Genomic DNA, 17,966 nt, shown 5'->3' on the forward strand with positions numbered 1-17,966 from the left:
CGAACTCCGCCTTCGCAAAATAAGCGGAAGCCTGGCGAAGGATATCGTTACTGCGGCGCAGTTCACGATTTTCACGTTCCAGCTCTTTCAGACGCTGACGTTCAGCGGTGGTGAGCCCGCCATCACCGCCTCCGGTATCCCGCTCATGCTGGCGTACCCAGACACGCAGAGTCTCCGGTGTACAGCCAATCTTTGGGGCAATGGAACAAATTGCCGCCCACTGTGAGTCATATTCGCCCTGACTTTCCAGAACCATACGAATCGCCCTCTGACGGACTTCGGGGGAAAAACGAGTATTTTTAGTCATCCTGTTTACCTCTTTCTCAGGGAGTTTAGTCTCCAGGATTCCCGGGGCGGTTCAGCAAAGAACCTTGCAGAGGCGTTCGAGCATTATAACGAATGGCATCCGCATAGTGCGCTGGGTTATCGCTCGCCACGGGAATATCTGCGGCAGCGGGCTTGTAATGGGTTAAGTGATAACAGATGTCTGGAAATATAGGGGCAAATCCAATGGCGATCAAACGTCATGGCAGTTATCGCATACCTTTTATAATGATTCATTCAGCCATAAAGAACTTGGCGTAACCGTCGGAGGCCTGAACACCGATACCATAAACAGCGCGGTTAACGGGCGTTGGGATGGGCAATACGGAAATGTCTACGCTACCGTATCTGATAGTTATGACCGTAAGAATCATGATCATCTTTCGGCCTTTACGGGCACTTATAGCTCTACGCTGGCTGTCAGTCGCTATGGCGTTAATTTGGGAGCCAGTGGTACAGACGATTTGCTGGGTGCGGTATTGGTGGATGTGAAAGGCTTCTCTGAACAGGATGAAGAGAGTCAGGATCTGCAACTCGAAGCGCGGGTGGCAGGCAGCCGAACTTTGCAGCTTGGTCAAAGCGACAGTGTGTTGTTCCCTTATCCTGGATTTCAGTCTGGTTTTGTTGAGGTTAACGACAGTAGCCAGGGCAATCAGCAGGGGACAACAAACATCATTAACGGTGCAGGGAATCGTGAATTAATGTTGTTGCCTGGCAAGCTGCGCTATCGCGAAGTGTCTGCCAGCTTTAACTACAACTATATCGGTCGTTTATTACTGCCGGCAGCGGTGAAAAAATTCCCGATTGTGGGGCTGAACAGCGCCATGTTACTGGTAGCTGAAGATGGCGGATTTACACTTGAAATTAACGGCAGCGAAAAAGAGCTCTATCTGCTTTCCGGGCAGCAATTCCTTAAGTGTCCACTGAGTGTTGAAAAGAAACGCGCCAGCATTCGTTACAGCGGAGATGTTACTTGTAGTGTGGTGACTTATTCACAATTACCGGAGTTGAAACAGCCTAAATTACGTGGAAACGTTCAGACGGCGCAAAGGGAGGTTGCACCATGAGAAATCGATTGATTGCGGCGATATTGGGCTTGTTTGGCACGCTCACTGGCGTTCAGGCAGCTCCTGACGTGACCAGTGAAATTACGTATGATTTGGCATCTGGTAGAGCGGATTATTACTTCTGGAAGGATGAAGCGTCGGCAGGAAATAATGGATATATGTGGTATGAATGTTCGTATCCTGACCTCCAACAAACCTGTACAGCTAATGGAAATATATCGACAGTACAAATCTATTTAACTGAACAACGCAGTGGGATGCGTTGGCCGGTAAAACTCAAAGGATTTAAAACAGCCATTGTAAGTAGCGATGAAGCGCCGCTAGGATGCAAGGGGGGGCAAAGGGCTTCAGACGAATCTTAAGGATTCTAATAGATCTTCATGTACAGAAGATGGTCAACATTATTATATATACGATACAAAGTTTCTTACGCTCTACCTTGAGCAGACAGAGATGAAGAATTTGCCGATTGGTGGCGTCTGGAAGGGGAAAGTTAAATTACATTCGAACAGCCCGGCCCAGGACTATTTCGCAAATATTACCCTGAATACGCTCGACCCCAACCATATTGACGTGTTCTTCCCGGAGTTCGCCCACGCCACGCCGAGGGTGCAGTTAGACTTGCATCCAACAGGAAGCGTTAACGGCAGCAACTACGCGCAAGATCTGACCATGTTGGACATGTGCCTGTACGATGGTTTTAACGGTAATGCCATCAGTTATGAAATCATGCTCAAAGATGAAGGGCGACCAGCTGCAGGGCGCAGAGACGGTGACTTCTCTATCTATCGTCAGGGAGGAACCTCTACCGACGAGGGAGAACGCATTGATTACCGGGTCAAAATGTACAACCCGGAAACCGGTGGGCAAATTGATGTGCGCAATAATGAAAATATGGTCTGGAACAGCATTAACCTGAAAAGTGTGCGTCCGGTGGTACTGCCCGGTATTCGCTATGCCGTGATGTGTGTGCCGACACCCTTGGCTCTGGCAGTCGATAAATTCAGCGTGATGGATAAACAGGCCGGGTACTACATGGGCAAATTGTCAGTAATCTTTACGCCTTCCTTGCCAACCATCAATTAACCCTGCAAAGCGGACAAACGCTTTTTTCTATATAAACGACGAAGCCGCCTGATAAGGCGGCTTCGTCGTTATAACTTACGTTAAACGTTAATGTTGCGGTGCGGGATCGTTATGTGATTCCTGCGCTACCTCAATCGCCGGTTTGTTCTGCAACACGGTCCAGATAACCAGCGCACCTAACAGGTCGAACACTGCCAGTACTGCGAACAGCGGGCTGAAGCCGATGGTGTCAGCCAGTGCACCGACAACCAGCGAAAACAGCGTACTTGCCAGCCATGCGGACATCCCGGTTAAACCGTTCGCCGTCGCCACTTCGTTACGACCGAACACGTCAGAAGAGAGCGTAATCAGCGCGCCAGACAGTGCCTGGTGAGCAAAACCACCGATACACAGCAGCATAATTGCGACATACGGGTTGGTGAACAGGCCGATCATACCCGGGCCAATCATCAGCACTGCACCCAGCGTTACGACCATCTTACGGGAAACGATCAGGTTCACACCAAACCAACGCTGGAACAGCGGCGGCAGGTAACCACCGAGGATACAACCGAGGTCAGCAAACAGCATCGGCATCCAGGCGAACATCGCGATCTCTTTCAGGTTAAAGCCGTAAACTTTAAACATGAACAGCGGGATCCACGCGTTAAAAGTACCCCAGGCTGGTTCTGCCAGGAAACGCGGCAGCGCGATACCCCAGAACTGACGGTTACGCAGGATCTGACCAACGGACATTTTCTTCGCCGTGCTCACCTGGTGCTGGGCTTCCTGACCATTAATAATATAGTCGCGTTCTTCATCGGTCAGATGCTTCTGGTCGCGCGGATGTTTATAGAAAATCAGCCATGCCATCGCCCAGATAAAGCTCAATGCACCGGAGATGATAAATGCCATCTGCCAGCTGTGCATTACGATTGCCCATACCACCAGCGGCGGCGCAATCATCGCACCAATCGAAGAACCTACGTTAAAGTAACCTACCGCGATGGAACGCTCTTTCGCCGGGAACCATTCGGAGCTGGCTTTCAGACCCGCCGGGATCATCGCTGCTTCCGCGGCACCGACTGCACCACGAGCAATCGCCAGGCCACCCCTGCTACCAGCCAGCGCGGTTGCACCACAGAATACGGCCCACAGTACAGCAAACATTGCATAACCGATTTTCGTACCCAGCACATCCAGTACATAGCCCGCTACCGGTTGCATGACCGTATAAGCAGCAGAATAGGCTGCGATGATATAGGAATACTGTTGGGTGGAGATGTTTAACTCTTCCATCAGAGTTGGCGCAGCTGCCGCCACAGTGTTACGCGTCAGGTAACCAAGCACGGTGCCAAGCGTCACCAGTGCGATCATATACCAACGTAACCCTTTAATTTTACGCATGTAAAACCTCATCGTTTTGTTATATCCGCAGGAAGCGCGGCCATCATCCCGCCAGAGGCTGAAGATGTTAGTTACGACCGGGTAACCGAAAAAAAACCGGCACGCCCCGAACGTTGCCATGAAAGTTTCGTGCTAATTCGGCTTCCGTACCGGTTAACCCGATTCATCTAACAAATGAATGAATCGGCAATTTGCATTCCGTCGACTTATGATTTGCGACGGCAGAAAGATGACTTGTCATACAACTTTAAAAGGTGAGAGCCATCATAAATGTGCGAATATTTGTAGGGACATTACCTGACGACAGCGAGGCCAGTACTGGCGCGGCCTGCAGCGAGATTTACCACTTTGAGAGTAATTTTTTTAACTACGTTTATTGATCTAACTCACGAAAATATCTTCGGACTCTGGAAATTGGTGTGATAACTTTGTCAGCATCGCACCATAAGCAAGCTAGCTCACTCGTTGAGAGGAAGACGAAAATGACTCCGTTTATGACTGAAGATTTCCTGTTAGATACCGAATTTGCCCGCCGTCTGTATCACGACTACGCAAAAGACCAGCCGATTTTCGATTACCATTGCCATTTGCCGCCGCAGCAGATTGCGGAAGACTATCGTTTTAAAAACCTGTATGACATCTGGCTGAAAGGCGATCACTACAAATGGCGCGCTATGCGTACCAACGGTGTGGCCGAGCGTCTGTGTACCGGTGATGCGTCTGACCGTGAAAAATTTGACGCCTGGGCGGCGACTGTTCCGCACACTATCGGCAACCCGTTATACCACTGGACGCACCTCGAACTGCGTCGTCCGTTTGGTATCACTGGCAAATTGCTTTCTCCGTCAACTGCCGATGAAATCTGGAACGAATGTAACGAACTGCTGGCGCAGGATAACTTCTCCGCGCGCGGCATCATGCAGCAGATGAACGTGAAAATGGTCGGCACCACCGATGACCCGATCGATTCTCTGGAGCATCACGCAGAGATCGCCAAAGACGGCTCTTTCACCATCAAAGTGCTGCCGAGCTGGCGTCCGGACAAAGCCTTCAACATCGAACAGGCGACCTTTAACGACTACATGGCGAAGCTGGGCGAAGTTTCCGATACCGACATTCGCCGCTTTGCTGACCTGCAAACTGCCTTGACCAAACGTCTGGATCACTTCGCCGCTCACGGCTGTAAAGTGTCTGACCATGCGCTGGACGTGGTGATGTTTGCTGAAGCGAACGAAGCGGAACTGGACAGCATTCTGGCGCGCCGTCTGGCTGGCGAAACCCTGAGCGAGCACGAAGTGGCACAGTTCAAAACTGCGGTACTGGTGTTCCTTGGTGCCGAATATGCACGTCGCGGCTGGGTACAGCAGTACCACATTGGCGCGCTGCGTAATAACAACCTGCGTCAGTTCAAACTGCTGGGGCCGGATGTAGGCTTTGACTCCATCAACGACCGTCCGATGGCAGAAGAGTTGTCTAAGCTGCTGAGCAAGCAGAACGAAGAAAACCTGCTGCCGAAAACCATTCTGTACTGCCTGAACCCGCGCGATAACGAAGTGTTGGGCACCATGATCGGTAACTTCCAGGGCGAAGGTATGCCGGGCAAAATGCAGTTCGGTTCCGGCTGGTGGTTTAACGATCAGAAAGACGGTATGGAACGTCAGATGACCCAACTGGCGCAGCTCGGTTTGCTGAGCCGCTTTGTCGGTATGCTGACTGACAGCCGTAGCTTCCTGTCATACACCCGTCACGAATACTTCCGCCGCATTCTGTGCCAGATGATCGGTCGCTGGGTGGAAGCGGGCGAAGCACCGGCGGACATCAACCTGCTGGGCGAGATGGTGAAAAATATTTGCTTTAACAATGCGCGTGACTACTTCGCCATTGAACTGAACTAAGGTCTGGGGTTGATATGCAATACATCAAGATCCATGCGCTGGATAACGTCGCGGTCGCTTTAGCGGATTTGGCTGAAGGCACAGAAGTCAGTGTCGATAACCAGACTGTTACGCTGCGCCAGGATGTTGCTCGTGGACATAAATTTGCGTTAACGGATATCGCAAAAGGGGCCAATGTCATCAAATATGGCCTGCCGATTGGTTATGCATTGGCGGATATTGCGGCGGGGGAACACGTCCACGCCCACAATACGCGCACGAATCTGAGCGATCTGGATCAGTATCGCTATCAACCTGATTTTCAGGATCTGCCTGCGCAAGCGGCAGATCGTGAAGTGCAGATCTATCGTCGCGCTAACGGCGATGTCGGGGTGCGTAACGAGCTGTGGATCCTGCCAACCGTGGGCTGTGTCAACGGCATCGCGCGGCAGATCCAGAACCGTTTTCTGAAAGAGACCAACAACGCTGAAGGTACCGACGGCGTGTTCCTCTTCAGCCACACCTACGGCTGCTCACAGCTGGGCGACGATCACATTAATACCCGCACCATGCTGCAAAACATGGTGCGCCACCCGAACGCAGGCGCAGTGCTGGTGATTGGTCTGGGCTGTGAAAACAACTAGGTTGCCGCATTCCGTGAAACGCTGGGCGATATCGATCCTGAACGCGTTCATTTCATGATCTGCCAACAGCAGGATGATGAGATCGAAGCCGGGATCGAGCATTTGCATCAGCTGTATAACGTGATGCGCAACGATAAACGCGAGCCAGGCAAACTCAGCGAACTGAAGTTTGGTCTGGAGTGCGGTGGTTCTGACGGTCTTTCTGGTATTACTGCTAACCCGATGCTGGGGCGTTTCTCTGACTACGTGATTGCTAACGGCGGTACTACCGTACTGACCGAAGTGCCGGAGATGTTTGGCGCAGAGCAGTTGCTGATGGACCATTGCCGCGACGAAGCAACGTTTGAAAAACTGGTCACCATGGTCAACGACTTTAAACAGTACTTTATTGCCCATGATCAGCCGATCTACGAAAACCCATCACCGGGGAACAAAGCGGGCGGTATCACCACGCTGGAAGACAAATCACTTGGCTGTACCCAGAAAGCGGGTTCCAGTGTCGTGGTTGACGTGCTGCGTTACGGCGAGCGTCTGAAAACGCCAGGGCTGAACTTGTTAAGTGCGCCGGGTAACGATGCCGTAGCGACCAGCGCCCTGGCGGGTGCGGGCTGCCATATGGTGCTGTTCAGTACTGGTCGCGGCACGCCATACGGTGGATTTGTGCCGACGGTGAAAATCGCCACCAACAGTGAACTGGCGGCGAAGAAAAAACACTGGCTCGACTTTGACGCGGGTCAGCTGATCCACGGTAAAGCGATGCCGCAGTTGCTGGAAGAATTTATCGACACCATCGTTGAGTTTGCCAACGGTAAACAAACCTGCAACGAGCGTAACGACTTCCGCGAACTGGCGATCTTCAAAAGCGGCGTAACGCTATAAAGTCGAAATGAGTTGTTAATAAAAAACGGCGTTTCATAATGTGAAGCGCCGTTTGCTTTTCCATACCTGATAAGGATTTATCATGACCGCGTATTGGCTGGCCCAGGGCGTGGGTTTCATCGCCTTTCTGATTGGTATCACAACATTTTTCAATCGTGACGACCGTCGCTTCAAAAAGCAGCTTTCGGTCTATAGCGCCGTTATTGGCGTACATTTTTTTCTTCTGGGCACCTATCCCGCTGGTGCCAGTGCCATCCTTAATGCCATTCGTACATTGATTATCCTTACGCACGCGCAGCTTATGGGTAATGGCGATTTTTATTGTGCTGACTGGCGGAATTGGCCTCGCGAAGTTCCATCATCCTGTCGAACTATTGCCGGTTATCGGTACGATTGTCAGTACCAGGGCGCTGTTCCGCTGTAAAGGGCTCACCATGCGCTGCGTGATGTGGTTTTCAACGTGTTGCTGGGTGATTCACAACTTCTGGGCGGGGTCGATAGGCGGCACAATGATTGAGGGTAGTTTTCTGCTTATGAATGGCTTGAATATCATTCGTTTCTGGCGGATGCAGAAAAGGGGAATTGATCCGTTTAAAGTAGAGAAAACCCCTCCCGCCGTAGACGAAAGGGGTTAAACAATTAATTACGCAGGGCGCTATTTGCCAGACGATCGTCTTCCGCCTGGCAAGCTGCCGCAGTGAACAGCACGTCAGTTGAAGAGTTCAGCGCGGTTTCGCAAGAGTCCTGCAATACGCCGATGATAAAGCCGACGGCAACCACCTGCATGGCGATATCGTTCGAAATACCGAACATATTACAGGCCAGCGGGATCAGCAGCAGAGAACCCCCCGCCACGCCGGATGCGCCACAGGCACACAGAGAAGCCACCACGCTCAACAGCAGCGCCGTGGGCAGATCGACCGGGATACCCAGCGTATTAACCGCAGCCAGCGTCAACACGGTAATGGTGATTGCTGCGCCCGCCATATTGATGGTGGCACCCAGCGGAATAGAAACGGAATAGGTATCGCGATCCAGATTCAGCTTTTCACACAGTGCCATATTCACCGGAATGTTCGCCGCAGAGCTGCGGGTGAAGAAGGCATACACGCCGCTTTCGCGCAGGCACAGCAGCACCAGCGGGAACGGGTTACGACGAATTTTCCACCACACCAGCAATGGGTTAACCACCAGCGCCACCAGTAACATACAGCCAACCAGCACGACCAGCAGTTGCGCGTAGCCCCACAGTGTGGAGAAACCGGTGGTTGCCAGGGTAGAAGAAACCAGACCAAAAATACCAATCGGTGCGAAGCGAATGACCAGTTTCACCATAAAGGTGACGGCATTCGACAGATCGTTGACCAGGTTTTTGGTGGTCTCGTTACCGTGACGCAGTGCGAAACCGAGGCCAATTGCCCACACCAGGATCCCGATGTAGTTACCTTTCAGCAGCGCGTCGATGGGGTTGGAAACCATGCTCATTACCAGCCCGCGCATCACTTCTACAATGCCTGACGGTGGCGAAATATCACCCGCGCTACTGGATAAGTGCAGGGTAGAAGGGAAGGCGAAGCTGAAAACGACTGCGGCCAGAGCAGCAGAGAAGGTACCCAGCAGATAGAGGAACAAAATAGGGCGGATATTGGTTTTCTGCCCGTGCTGGTGGTTAGCAATAGATGCCATCACCAGCATCAACACCAGGATGGGGGCAACGGCTTTCAGTGCGCCGACGAACAAAGTACCTAACAGACCAACAGCTTCCGCCGCGGGTTTTGAGATCCATGCCAGAAGAATCCCCAGAACAAGGCCGACCAGGATTTGTTTTACCAGGCTGCCATGAGCCAGACGCCGGAATAGCCCCGGTGAACGTTGCGTAGTCATTTTTCGATCCTTTCATTGTGTTGTCGCACATCCCTGGTGCGTTCTGTCGACGCATCTTTCAGGATGTAACAAAGTGTTTGCAAGGTCGAGTATAAGGAAAGTTACAGCTTCGGGAAGCGAAAAATGCTGGATTTTAAAGAGAGGTCATATTTTGCAACTTAATTGTTACATTTGTTTGACATAAACAGAGGGAAGGACTGGCTACTAAGGCTGATTAGATAACATATGGGCAAAACTATTTGGAATATGAGAACGGTTGCGCTCCTTTAATGTGCTATGCCATATAAAGTCACTGGCGCAGGGAGCGCGCAGGGGGCAGCCAATCGCCGCCGCCCCCTGCACCCCCAGGCTCTGGCGAACAAAATCGCCGCTGCGCGATTCCCTCAGCTTATCCCTTGCGGCTACCGGGTCGGGCGCAAGGGAACGTCCCTGTAAGATGCGCCCTCGCCGCGCATCCATGCGCGTCGCCCCGGCCTCCAGGGAACGCTTCGGCGATTTTGACGCCACCAACACCCGTGCGGTCTTTTTGTAAAGAGCTACAAGCCAATTACATAATTAATAGCTCACCTTTGTCTGGAATGAGTTATCTCTAGGAATGGCTTAATATACAGCGAATCATTCTCCCCGCTGCTTATCATGCCGATAATTCACCCTGGCGTTGATAATAAACGTCATCACCAGAATGCCAAACACCACGCCCAGCGAGACGGCGATTGGAATATGGTAGAAGTCGACAATCAGCATCTTGATACCGATAAACACCAGGATCACCGCCAGGCCATATTTGAGCATCGAGAAACGCTCTGCTACGCCCGCCAGCAGGAAATACATCGCACGCAGGCCGAGGATCGCAAACAGGTTTGAGGTCAGCACAATGAACGGGTCAGTGGTCACGGCGAAGATAGCCGGAATGCTATCCACGGCGAAAATCACGTCGCTCAATTCCACCAGAATCAGTACCAGCATCAGCGGTGTGGCGTACAGCAATCCATTCTTACGCACAAAGAAATGCTCGTTGTCGATGGTGTCGGTCATGCGCAAATGACCGCGTAGCCAGCGCACCAGCGGCTTGTCGCCAATGCCTGATTCATCTTCATGGGCGAGCGCCATCTTCACGCCGGTAAACAGCAGGAAGGCACCGAAGATATACAGGATCCAGTCGAACTGCGAAATTAGCCAGCTGCCAGTGAAGATCATGATGGTACGCAGAACAATCGCCCCGAGCACGCCATACACCAGCACGCGGCGTTGTAATGCCGCCGGAACAGAGAAATAGCTGAACAACATCAGCCAGACAAAGACGTTATCGACCGCCAGCGATTTCTCAATCAGATAACCCGTGAGAAAGGCCAGTGCCTGTGGATCGGCAACGGCGCGACCTTCGGTTTGCACCAGATACCACCAGAAAGCGGCGTTAAACAGTAACGACAGCGTCACCCAAACCAGCGACCAGGCCGCAGCCTGTTTCATGGTCATGGCATGTGCCCCACGACGCCCCTGCAACAACAGGTCGATAGCCAGCATAATGGCGACAACAACAGCGAATCCGCCCCATAGCAACGGCGTGCCGACAGTATTCATAGAAGTTCCTTACACATAAAAAAAACGGCCAACGTCGGAAGACGTCAGCCGCTGCTTTTTATGCATAGACCTCGCCTTCCGGCAAGGTCTCACTTACAACAAAAAAGGAATACGTCTGCGTATTCCTTTCGGGGTGCCCGGTGACCGGATGTGGTTTTTCACACATCGTAATGACGATCGACCGGCAATGAAGTTACTCCCCTTTGCAGGTAACAAAGTATGACAGACCATTCAGCCAGTCAATGGTCTGTTACATACCTTTTACACTGTTTTACTTTGGCAATTATAGTTTTACGCTATCTGCCGGAAAAATCACCCCAGTCTGGCGGCGGATCTCAGTCAGCAGTTTGGCGGTGATGCGACTGACCGCCAGCCCTGGATGATCCACCAGATGCTCATCCACCAGGGTAGCAAACAGCTCTGCTTCGTAGAGCATGGTATTAATATGCTGCGGCTGGGTGAGATCCTGCATCTGGCTGCCACGCGGCACGAAGCACAGTTTCTGGCATTCAGACAGTTTTTCAATCACCAGCGATCCCGCTTCGCCCTGAATCTCGCTTTCCAGGACAGAATCACTGACCTTTGAGTGCAGCAACGTAACGCTGAAATCACCGTAATCCATCACCACCACGCCGTGGGCATCTACGCCGCTTGCCAACAAACTGGCGGTTGCCTGCACGCTTTTCGGTTCACCGAATAATGCCACCGCCGACGCCAGGCAGTAAAAGCCGATATCCATAATTGAACCGTTAGAGAATGCCGGATTAAAGGTGTTGGGATTCTCACCATCCAGGTAACGTTGATACCGCGAGGAATACTGGCAATAGTTGAAAAAGACTTTACGCAATTTGCCGACTTTCGGCAGCGCCTGGCGCAGCAAATGAAAGTTCGGCAGGCTGGCGGTTTTAAATGCCTCAAACAGCACCACCTGATTTTCCCGCGCACAGGCAATGGCGGCATCCACTTCCGCCAGATTCGACGCCAGTGGTTTCTCGCAAATCACATGAATTTTATGGCTAAGGAAAAGTTGTGTCTGGGAAAAGTGCAGGGCATTCGGGCTGGCAATATACACCGCGTCAATGGCATCGCTTTCCGCCATCGCTTCCAGCGAGGTAAACAGATGCTCGACAGAAAAATCATTGGCGAAGTGCTGGGCCTGTTCAAGGCTGCGGGAATATACGGCGGTTAACTTGTATTTACCGCTCTCATGGGCGGCCTCGACGAACTGGCGAGTGATCCAGTTCGTACCAATCACAGCGAAACGTATCATAACGCGTGGATACTCCATAAAGGGATTCTGTCGTCAATGTAGCACGCCTTTTTCATCTTCGACGTGCGCAGATACGCATTATTCTTTTGCCGGACAGCCATGCTCACTAAACGGCCCAATCATGACCGATGGCCCGAGATATTTCGGCTGGCTATGGAGGATTTTGGCGTCAATCACGGCGCTGACACGAGCGAGTTTCTCTCGCAGTTGAGTATAAAAACCGTGCTTCATATTGAGGTCAGGCGCGTTAAAACCGATAGCGTCGATGCTGTACTGTTTTGCCAGCCAGATGGCGCGTTGGTTATGAAATTCTTGCGAGATAATGGTGATATGGTTTTCACCAAAAACCTTTTTGGCACGCACTACCGAATCCAGCGTTGAGAATCCGGCATAGTCGCAGAAGATCACTTTCGCCGGTACGCCTTTAGCGATCAAAGCCTTCTGCATACCTGATGCTTCATCGTAATTTTTACGTCCGTTATCGCCACTTACCAGTAGCCATTTCACTTTTCCGGCGTGGTACAACGCTGCTGCGGTATCAATACGTCGGGTAAAGTAGCGATTACCCGGCCTGGCCCCCAGCAATAAGCCCACGTTACGCGCCGGAACTGCGTTGACATCGCTCCAGGTCAGCTGCTTGCTGGCGTTGACCATTACTCGATCGGCGATAAAAATGGTCGCTCCTGCCACAAGTAACAGTAAGCAGGCAATCTTTAGAGTCCGGCGAGAAAAACAAATACGGAGAAGAAGGCGGGGCTGCATGGTCGTTATCCTTAACGAAAGGGGGGAGGTCGATTTTAGGCGCTAAAGAAAGAAAAGATAACGCCTGACATCATTTTCAGATTTTGTCCTGCCCAAGCGACAACTGCGTTAGCCACAGCCGGGTGTCGAACTCCAGCTGGTGGTACTGCGGCTCCATATGGCAGCACAACTGGTAAAACGCTTTGTTATGCTCTTTCTCCTTCAGGTGCGCCAGTTCGTGCACCACGATCATACGTAAAAACGGTTCCGGCGCGTTGCGAAACACAGTAGCGACGCGGATCTCTGCTTTTGCTTTCAGCTTGCCGCCCTGCACACGAGAAACAGCGGTATGTAACCCGAGCGCGTTTTTTAGCACATGGATCTTATTGTCATACATCACTTTATTGATCGGCGGGGCATTGCGCAGAAACTGATTTTTTAGATCCTGAGTATATTGCCAGAGGGCTTTATCGGTGGCGTAGTCGTGTGTTCCCGGATAGCGTTTTGCCAGCACATCGCCCAGACGCTGTTCGTTAATCAGCGTTCGCACCTGGGAAAGTAGCTGCTCGGGATAACCCTGAAGATAAGTAAGATTGCTCATAACCGCCCACGAAAAAGAGAAAAAGGGTATACTCACGCACCCTTTTCAGGGGCAACGTCGAAATTTTATCATTCAGGAGGGCCGATGAGCCACTTAGACAACGGTTTCCGTTCACTGACACTACAACGTTTTCCGGCGACGGATGACGTTAACCCGCTACAGTCGTGGGAAGCGGCGGATGAATATTTGCTGCAACAGTTGGACGACACAGAAATCCGCGGCCCGGTGTTGATCCTGAATGATGCCTTTGGTGCGTTAAGCTGCGCGCTGGCGGAACATAAGCCGTACAGCATTGGCGACTCATACATCAGTGAACTGGCGACGCGCGAGAATTTACGCCTCAACGGGATTGATGAGTCGAGCGTGAAGTTTCTCGACAGCACCGCCGACTACCCGCAACAGCCGGGTGTGGTGCTGATCAAAGTGCCGAAAACACTGGCATTGCTGGAACAACAACTGCGTGCGCTGCGCAAAGTGGTCACGTCGGATACACGTATTATTGCCGGTGCCAAAGCCCGTGACATTCACACTTCCACGCTGGAACTGTTCGAAAAAGTGCTCGGCCCGACCACCACCACGCTGGCATGGAAAAAAGCGCGCCTGATTAATTGCACGTTCAATGAACCGCCGCTGGCCGATGCGCCGCAGACCGTTAGCTGGAAGCTGGAAGGTACTGACTGGACTATCCATAACCATGCGAATGTCTTCTCCCGCACCGGGCTTGATATCGGCGCGCGCTTCTTTATGCAACATCTGCCAGAGAATCTCGAAGGGGAGATTGTCGATCTCGGTTGCGGTAATGGCGTTATTGGTCTGACGCTGCTTGATAAAAATCCGCAGGCGAAAGTGGTGTTTGTCGATGAATCGCCGATGGCGGTTGCTTCCAGCCGTTTGAACGTTGAAACCAACATGCCAGAGGCGTTGGATCGCAGCGAGTTTATGATCAACAACGCGCTCTCCGGCGTGGAGCCTTTCCGCTTTAATGCTGTGCTCTGCAACCCGCCGTTTCACCAACAACATGCGCTGACCGATAACGTCGCCTGGGAGATGTTCCACCATGCCCGCCGCTGCCTGAAAATCAACGGCGAGCTGTATATTGTTGCCAACCGTCACCTGGATTACTTCCATAAACTGAAGAAGATTTTCGGCAACTGCACCACCATCGCCACGAATAATAAATTTGTGGTGCTGAAAGCAGTGAAGCTGGGGCGTCGTCGGTAAGATTGGGAGTTACCTGCCGGATGCGGCGTTAACGCCTTATCCGGCCTACGTTCAGCACGTTACTCCCAGGCCGGATAAGACGCGGCAAGCGTCGCATCCGGCAATGTCTGCCCAGTTCTGGAATCGCGCTTCCATAAAACAAAAAATCCCTCTCACCATCCTCTACATTCTCTTGTTTAGCGTTTTTCTACGTTTATTCTTCCGTCACACAGATAAATTCATACGTTGCCAATCTGTCAACGGATGTTATCATATTGCCAATTTGTCAACGGACGTGATGAAGAATGCACCTGATAACTCAAAAAGCATTGAAAGATGCTGCGGAAAAATACCCGCAACATAAAACGGAGTTGGTGGCTCTGGGGAACATGATTGCTAAGGGATATTTCAAAAAACCTGAGTCATTAAAAGCAGTATTCCCATCTCTGGATAACTTCAAATATCTGGATAAGCATTATGTTTTCAATGTTGGGGGCAATGAATTACGTGTTGTAGCAATGGTCTTTTTTGAATCGCAAAAGTGCTACATACGTGAAGTTATGACGCATAAAGAATACGATTTCTTTACCGCTGTTCATCGTACTAAGGGGAAAAAATGATTGCGATTGCCGACATCTTGCAAGCAGGAGAAAAGCTAACTGCGGTGGTACCTTTTCTGGCGGGTATTCAGAACGAGGAACAATACACCCAGGCGCTGGAACTGGTAGATCATCTGCTGCTCAACGATCCTGAAAACCCCTTGCTGGATCTGGTGTGTGCCAAAATAACCGCGTGGGAAGAATCAGCGCCCGAATTTGCGGAATTTAATGCCATGGCTCAAGCCATGCCTGGCGGTATAGCCGTGATTCGTACCCTTATGGATCAATATGGTTTAACCCTTGCCGATCTGCCGGAAATTGGCAGTAAATCTATGGTGTCACGCGTTTTGAGCGGGAAGAGGAAATTAACGCTGGAACACGCTAAAAAATTGGCAACGCGATTCGGCATTTCTCCCGCCTTGTTTATTGATTAACGCGACGTGCCGGATGCGTTGCATCCGGCGCTTCAAATAACGATTTAAATCTCCAGCGCCAGCCGTGTTCCCTGGGCAATTGCCCGTCGTGCGTTCAGCTCCATAGCCACATCGCAGCCGCCAATTAAATGCACAGTTTTCCCGCTATCAATCAGCGGTTGCGCCAGCGCGCGGTTTGGCTCTTGCCCTGCGCAGATCACCACATTGTCCACAGCTAATACCTGCGTTTCGCCGTTGATCACCACATGCAGCCCGTCATCGTCAATCTTCTGATAACTTACGCCTGGGATCATTTTCACACCCCGCGAGAGCAGGGTGGTGCGATGGATCCAGCCGGTGGTTTTGCCTAACCCCTGTCCCGGTTTGCTGGCTTTGCGCTGGAGCATCACAATTTGCCGTGGGCTACGCGGGATCTGCATTCCCTGCGGGCTTAAGCCACCAGCCTGTTGTAGGCTGCTGTCGATCCCCCACTCATTACAGAACCTGGCGATATTCTGGCTGGTGGATTCGCCCGGCTGACTTAAATACATCGCCGTATCAAAACCAATCCCGCCACAACCGATGATGGCAACCTTGTTGCCTACCGGCGCTTTGTCGCGCAGTACATCGAGATAACTCAATACCTTCGGATGATCGATCCCGTCGATAGGCGGAACGCGCGGCACGATCCCACTGGCGAGGATCGTTTCATCGAACGCCTGTAACTGATCCGCCGTCACGGTGTGATTGAGTTTCAGCGTCACGCCCGTCACTTCGATCATCCGGTGGTAATAGCGCAGCGTTTCGTAAAACTCCTCTTTGCCGGGGATCTGTTTGGCGATATTAAACTGCCCGCCGCTCTCGCTGTGGGCATCAAACAATGTTACCTGATGCCCACGCGCCGCCGCGTTAATGGCAAACGCCAGCCCAGCAGGTCCCGCACCGACCACCGCCAGATTTTTTTTCTGCACGGCAGGAAGGATTGGCATTTTGGTTTCGTGGCAGGCGCGAGGATTCACCAGGCACGAGGTGACTTTGCCAACGAAGATCTGATCGAGGCAGGCCTGATTGCAGCCAATGCAGGTGTTGATCTCATCGGCTCGCCCCGATTGCGCTTTTGACAGCAGTTCCGCATCAGCAAGAAACGGTCGTGCCATCGATACCATATCGGCATCGCCGCGCGAGAGAATATCGTCGGCAACCTGCGGATCGTTAATCCGGTTGGTGGTTACCAGCGGCAGCGAGACGTGGCCTTTCAGTTTGCGCGTGACCCAGCTAAATGCGCCGCGCGGCACGGGCGTGGCAATGGTCGGAATACGTGCTTCATGCCAGCCAATGCCGGTGTTGATAATGGTCGCGCCCGCCGCTTCAATGGCCTGCGCCAGCTCTACCGTTTCGGCAAAAGTCCCGCCGTCTTCGACCAGGTCGAGCATCGACAGTCGGTAGATAATAATGAAGTCGTTGCCGACGCGTTCGCGCACCGCACGCACTACTTCTACGGCAAATCGCATCCGGTTGCGGTAATCGCCGCCCCACTGGTCACTACGCTGATTGGTGTGCAGCGTCAGAAATTCGTTGATCAAATACCCTTCGGACCCCATTACCTCTACACCGTCGTATCCTGCCTCCCGTGCCAGTTGCGCGCAGTGGGCGAAATCGTCGATCAGTTGCAGGATCTCTTCATGGGTGAGTTCGTGAGGAACGAAACGGTTGATGGGGGCCTGCAATGCGGAGGGAGCGACCAGATGCGGTTGGTAGCTGTAGCGCCCGGTATGCAAAATTTGCAGGGCTATTTTGCCGCCTTCCTGATGTACCGCTTCGGTAATGGTGCGATGGTGTGGGATCTGGCTGGCGTCGTTGAGCATTGCGCCACCTTCCATGCCAACGCCTGTTAAATCTGGTGCAATGCCGCCGCTGACAATCAGCGCCACGCCGTGACGGGCGCGTTCGGCATAAAACGCTGCCAGCCGCTCGGCACCGTCCGGGTATTCCTCCAGCCCGGTGTGCATTGAGCCCATCAACACGCGGTTTTTTAACGTGGTAAAACCTAAATCCAGCGGGGCGAACAGCGACGGGTAGCTCATAAAATTGTCCAGTATGTAAAATAATTGTTATGTGGTCGGATGAGTTCTAATTTAGCCGTCGCCGGAGAAAAGGGAAAAGGGGAGTGCGGGGTTTGTGATGGGATTCAAAAAGAATACGCCCGGTGGTAACGCCGGATGCGACGCTTGCCGTGTTTTATCCGGCCTGGGGGATTGCACATGTAGGGCGGATAAGGCGTTCACGCCGCATCCGCCAGTGGCGACGGTGCAGATGCCGGATGCGACGCTTGTCGCGTCTTATCCGACCTACGGGGAACGCACATGTAGGGCGGATAAGGCGTTCACGCCGCATCCGCCAGTGGCGCGGTGCAGTTG

Annotated in this window: 12 protein-coding genes and 5 pseudogenes; 9 read left to right on the forward strand and 8 right to left on the reverse strand. The window is 52.2% G+C overall.

Annotation, left to right across the window (positions count from 1 at the left end):
• Nucleotides 1-307 (reverse strand): transposase (locus BHE85_RS24395; RefSeq protein WP_032219445.1); only part of this gene is annotated, 307 nt, incomplete at its 3' end.
• Nucleotides 308-364: 57 nt separating this feature from the next.
• Here BHE85_RS24395 and BHE85_RS26495 point away from each other — a divergent pair.
• The 3 pseudogenes from BHE85_RS26495 to BHE85_RS26905 form a co-directional block, all read left to right on the forward strand.
• Nucleotides 365-499, forward strand: a pseudogene (locus BHE85_RS26495) (integrase core domain-containing protein); the annotation flags it as partial.
• Between the two features lie 4 nt (nt 500-503).
• Nucleotides 504-1,391 (forward strand): annotated as a pseudogene (locus BHE85_RS24405) (CS1-pili formation C-terminal domain-containing protein); the annotation flags it as partial.
• A pseudogene (locus BHE85_RS26905) lies at nt 1,388-2,477 on the forward strand (CfaE/CblD family pilus tip adhesin). The pseudogenes BHE85_RS24405 and BHE85_RS26905, both read left to right, overlap by 4 nt.
• A gap of 87 nt (nt 2,478-2,564) precedes the next feature.
• Here the strand turns inward: BHE85_RS26905 and exuT are convergent.
• Entirely contained in the window at nt 2,565-3,863 is a 1,299-nt protein-coding gene (gene exuT, locus BHE85_RS24420) for a hexuronate transporter ExuT (protein ID WP_004985965.1), read from the reverse strand.
• Between the two features lie 482 nt (nt 3,864-4,345).
• Here exuT and uxaC point away from each other — a divergent pair, with 482 nt between their 5' ends.
• The 3 genes and pseudogenes from uxaC to BHE85_RS24435 all read left to right on the forward strand — a co-directional run bounded on the left by uxaC (nt 4,346) and on the right by BHE85_RS24435 (nt 7,895).
• On the forward strand, nt 4,346-5,758 hold the full coding sequence (gene uxaC, locus BHE85_RS24425; RefSeq protein WP_000187442.1) for a glucuronate isomerase: 1,413 nt from the start codon (nt 4,346-4,348) through the stop codon (nt 5,756-5,758).
• Between the two features lie 14 nt (nt 5,759-5,772).
• Nucleotides 5,773-7,260: pseudogene (uxaA, locus tag BHE85_RS24430) on the forward strand (altronate dehydratase).
• 82 nt (nt 7,261-7,342) lie between these two features.
• Nucleotides 7,343-7,895: pseudogene (locus BHE85_RS24435) on the forward strand (YgjV family protein).
• Between the two features lie 4 nt (nt 7,896-7,899).
• Here the strand turns inward: BHE85_RS24435 and sstT are convergent.
• The 5 genes from sstT to BHE85_RS24460 all read right to left on the reverse strand — a co-directional run bounded on the left by sstT (nt 7,900) and on the right by BHE85_RS24460 (nt 13,337).
• Nucleotides 7,900-9,144: a serine/threonine transporter SstT gene (sstT, locus tag BHE85_RS24440; RefSeq protein WP_000211646.1), complete on the reverse strand. Its 1,245-nt coding sequence runs from the start codon at nt 9,142-9,144 to the stop codon at nt 7,900-7,902.
• 615 nt (nt 9,145-9,759) lie between these two features.
• Nucleotides 9,760-10,725, reverse strand: coding sequence for a TerC family membrane protein Alx (alx, locus tag BHE85_RS24445; protein ID WP_001098801.1), 966 nt, complete (start codon nt 10,723-10,725; stop codon nt 9,760-9,762).
• Between the two features lie 283 nt (nt 10,726-11,008).
• Nucleotides 11,009-11,995, reverse strand: a complete 987-nt coding sequence (locus tag BHE85_RS24450; protein ID WP_039064270.1) for a Gfo/Idh/MocA family protein — start codon at nt 11,993-11,995, stop codon at nt 11,009-11,011.
• Between the two features lie 78 nt (nt 11,996-12,073).
• Nucleotides 12,074-12,757, reverse strand: a complete 684-nt coding sequence (locus BHE85_RS24455; RefSeq protein WP_001183038.1) for a SanA/YdcF family protein — start codon at nt 12,755-12,757, stop codon at nt 12,074-12,076.
• A 76-nt stretch (nt 12,758-12,833) separates the two neighbouring features.
• Complete coding sequence (locus tag BHE85_RS24460; protein WP_001295542.1) at nt 12,834-13,337, reverse strand: M48 metallopeptidase family protein; 504 nt, start codon at nt 13,335-13,337, stop codon at nt 12,834-12,836.
• Nucleotides 13,338-13,421: 84 nt separating this feature from the next.
• Here BHE85_RS24460 and rlmG point away from each other — a divergent pair, with 84 nt between their 5' ends.
• The 3 genes from rlmG (at nt 13,422) to higA (ending at nt 15,570) form a co-directional block, all read left to right on the forward strand.
• Nucleotides 13,422-14,558: a 23S rRNA (guanine(1835)-N(2))-methyltransferase RlmG gene (gene rlmG, locus BHE85_RS24465; RefSeq protein WP_039064255.1), complete on the forward strand. Its 1,137-nt coding sequence runs from the start codon at nt 13,422-13,424 to the stop codon at nt 14,556-14,558.
• A gap of 284 nt (nt 14,559-14,842) precedes the next feature.
• The gene (gene higB / locus BHE85_RS24470; RefSeq protein ID WP_000550185.1) at nt 14,843-15,157 is read left to right on the forward strand and encodes a type II toxin-antitoxin system toxin HigB; all 315 of its coding nucleotides are present in this window, start codon (nt 14,843-14,845) and stop codon (nt 15,155-15,157) included.
• Nucleotides 15,154-15,570, forward strand: coding sequence for a type II toxin-antitoxin system antitoxin HigA (gene higA, locus BHE85_RS24475; RefSeq protein ID WP_000560271.1), 417 nt, complete (start codon nt 15,154-15,156; stop codon nt 15,568-15,570). Before higB ends, higA begins: the two co-directional genes overlap by 4 nt.
• Nucleotides 15,571-15,614: 44 nt before the next feature.
• Here higA and fadH read toward each other — a convergent pair whose 3' ends face one another.
• Nucleotides 15,615-17,633 (reverse strand): NADPH-dependent 2,4-dienoyl-CoA reductase, encoded by a 2,019-nt coding sequence (fadH, locus tag BHE85_RS24480; protein WP_000121441.1) that lies wholly within the window; start codon nt 17,631-17,633, stop codon nt 15,615-15,617.
• Nucleotides 17,634-17,966 lie beyond the last annotated feature (333 nt).

The sequence above is a fragment of the Shigella sp. FC1567 genome, assembly GCF_001743015.1.
GTDB lineage: Bacteria > Pseudomonadota > Gammaproteobacteria > Enterobacterales > Enterobacteriaceae > Escherichia > Escherichia coli.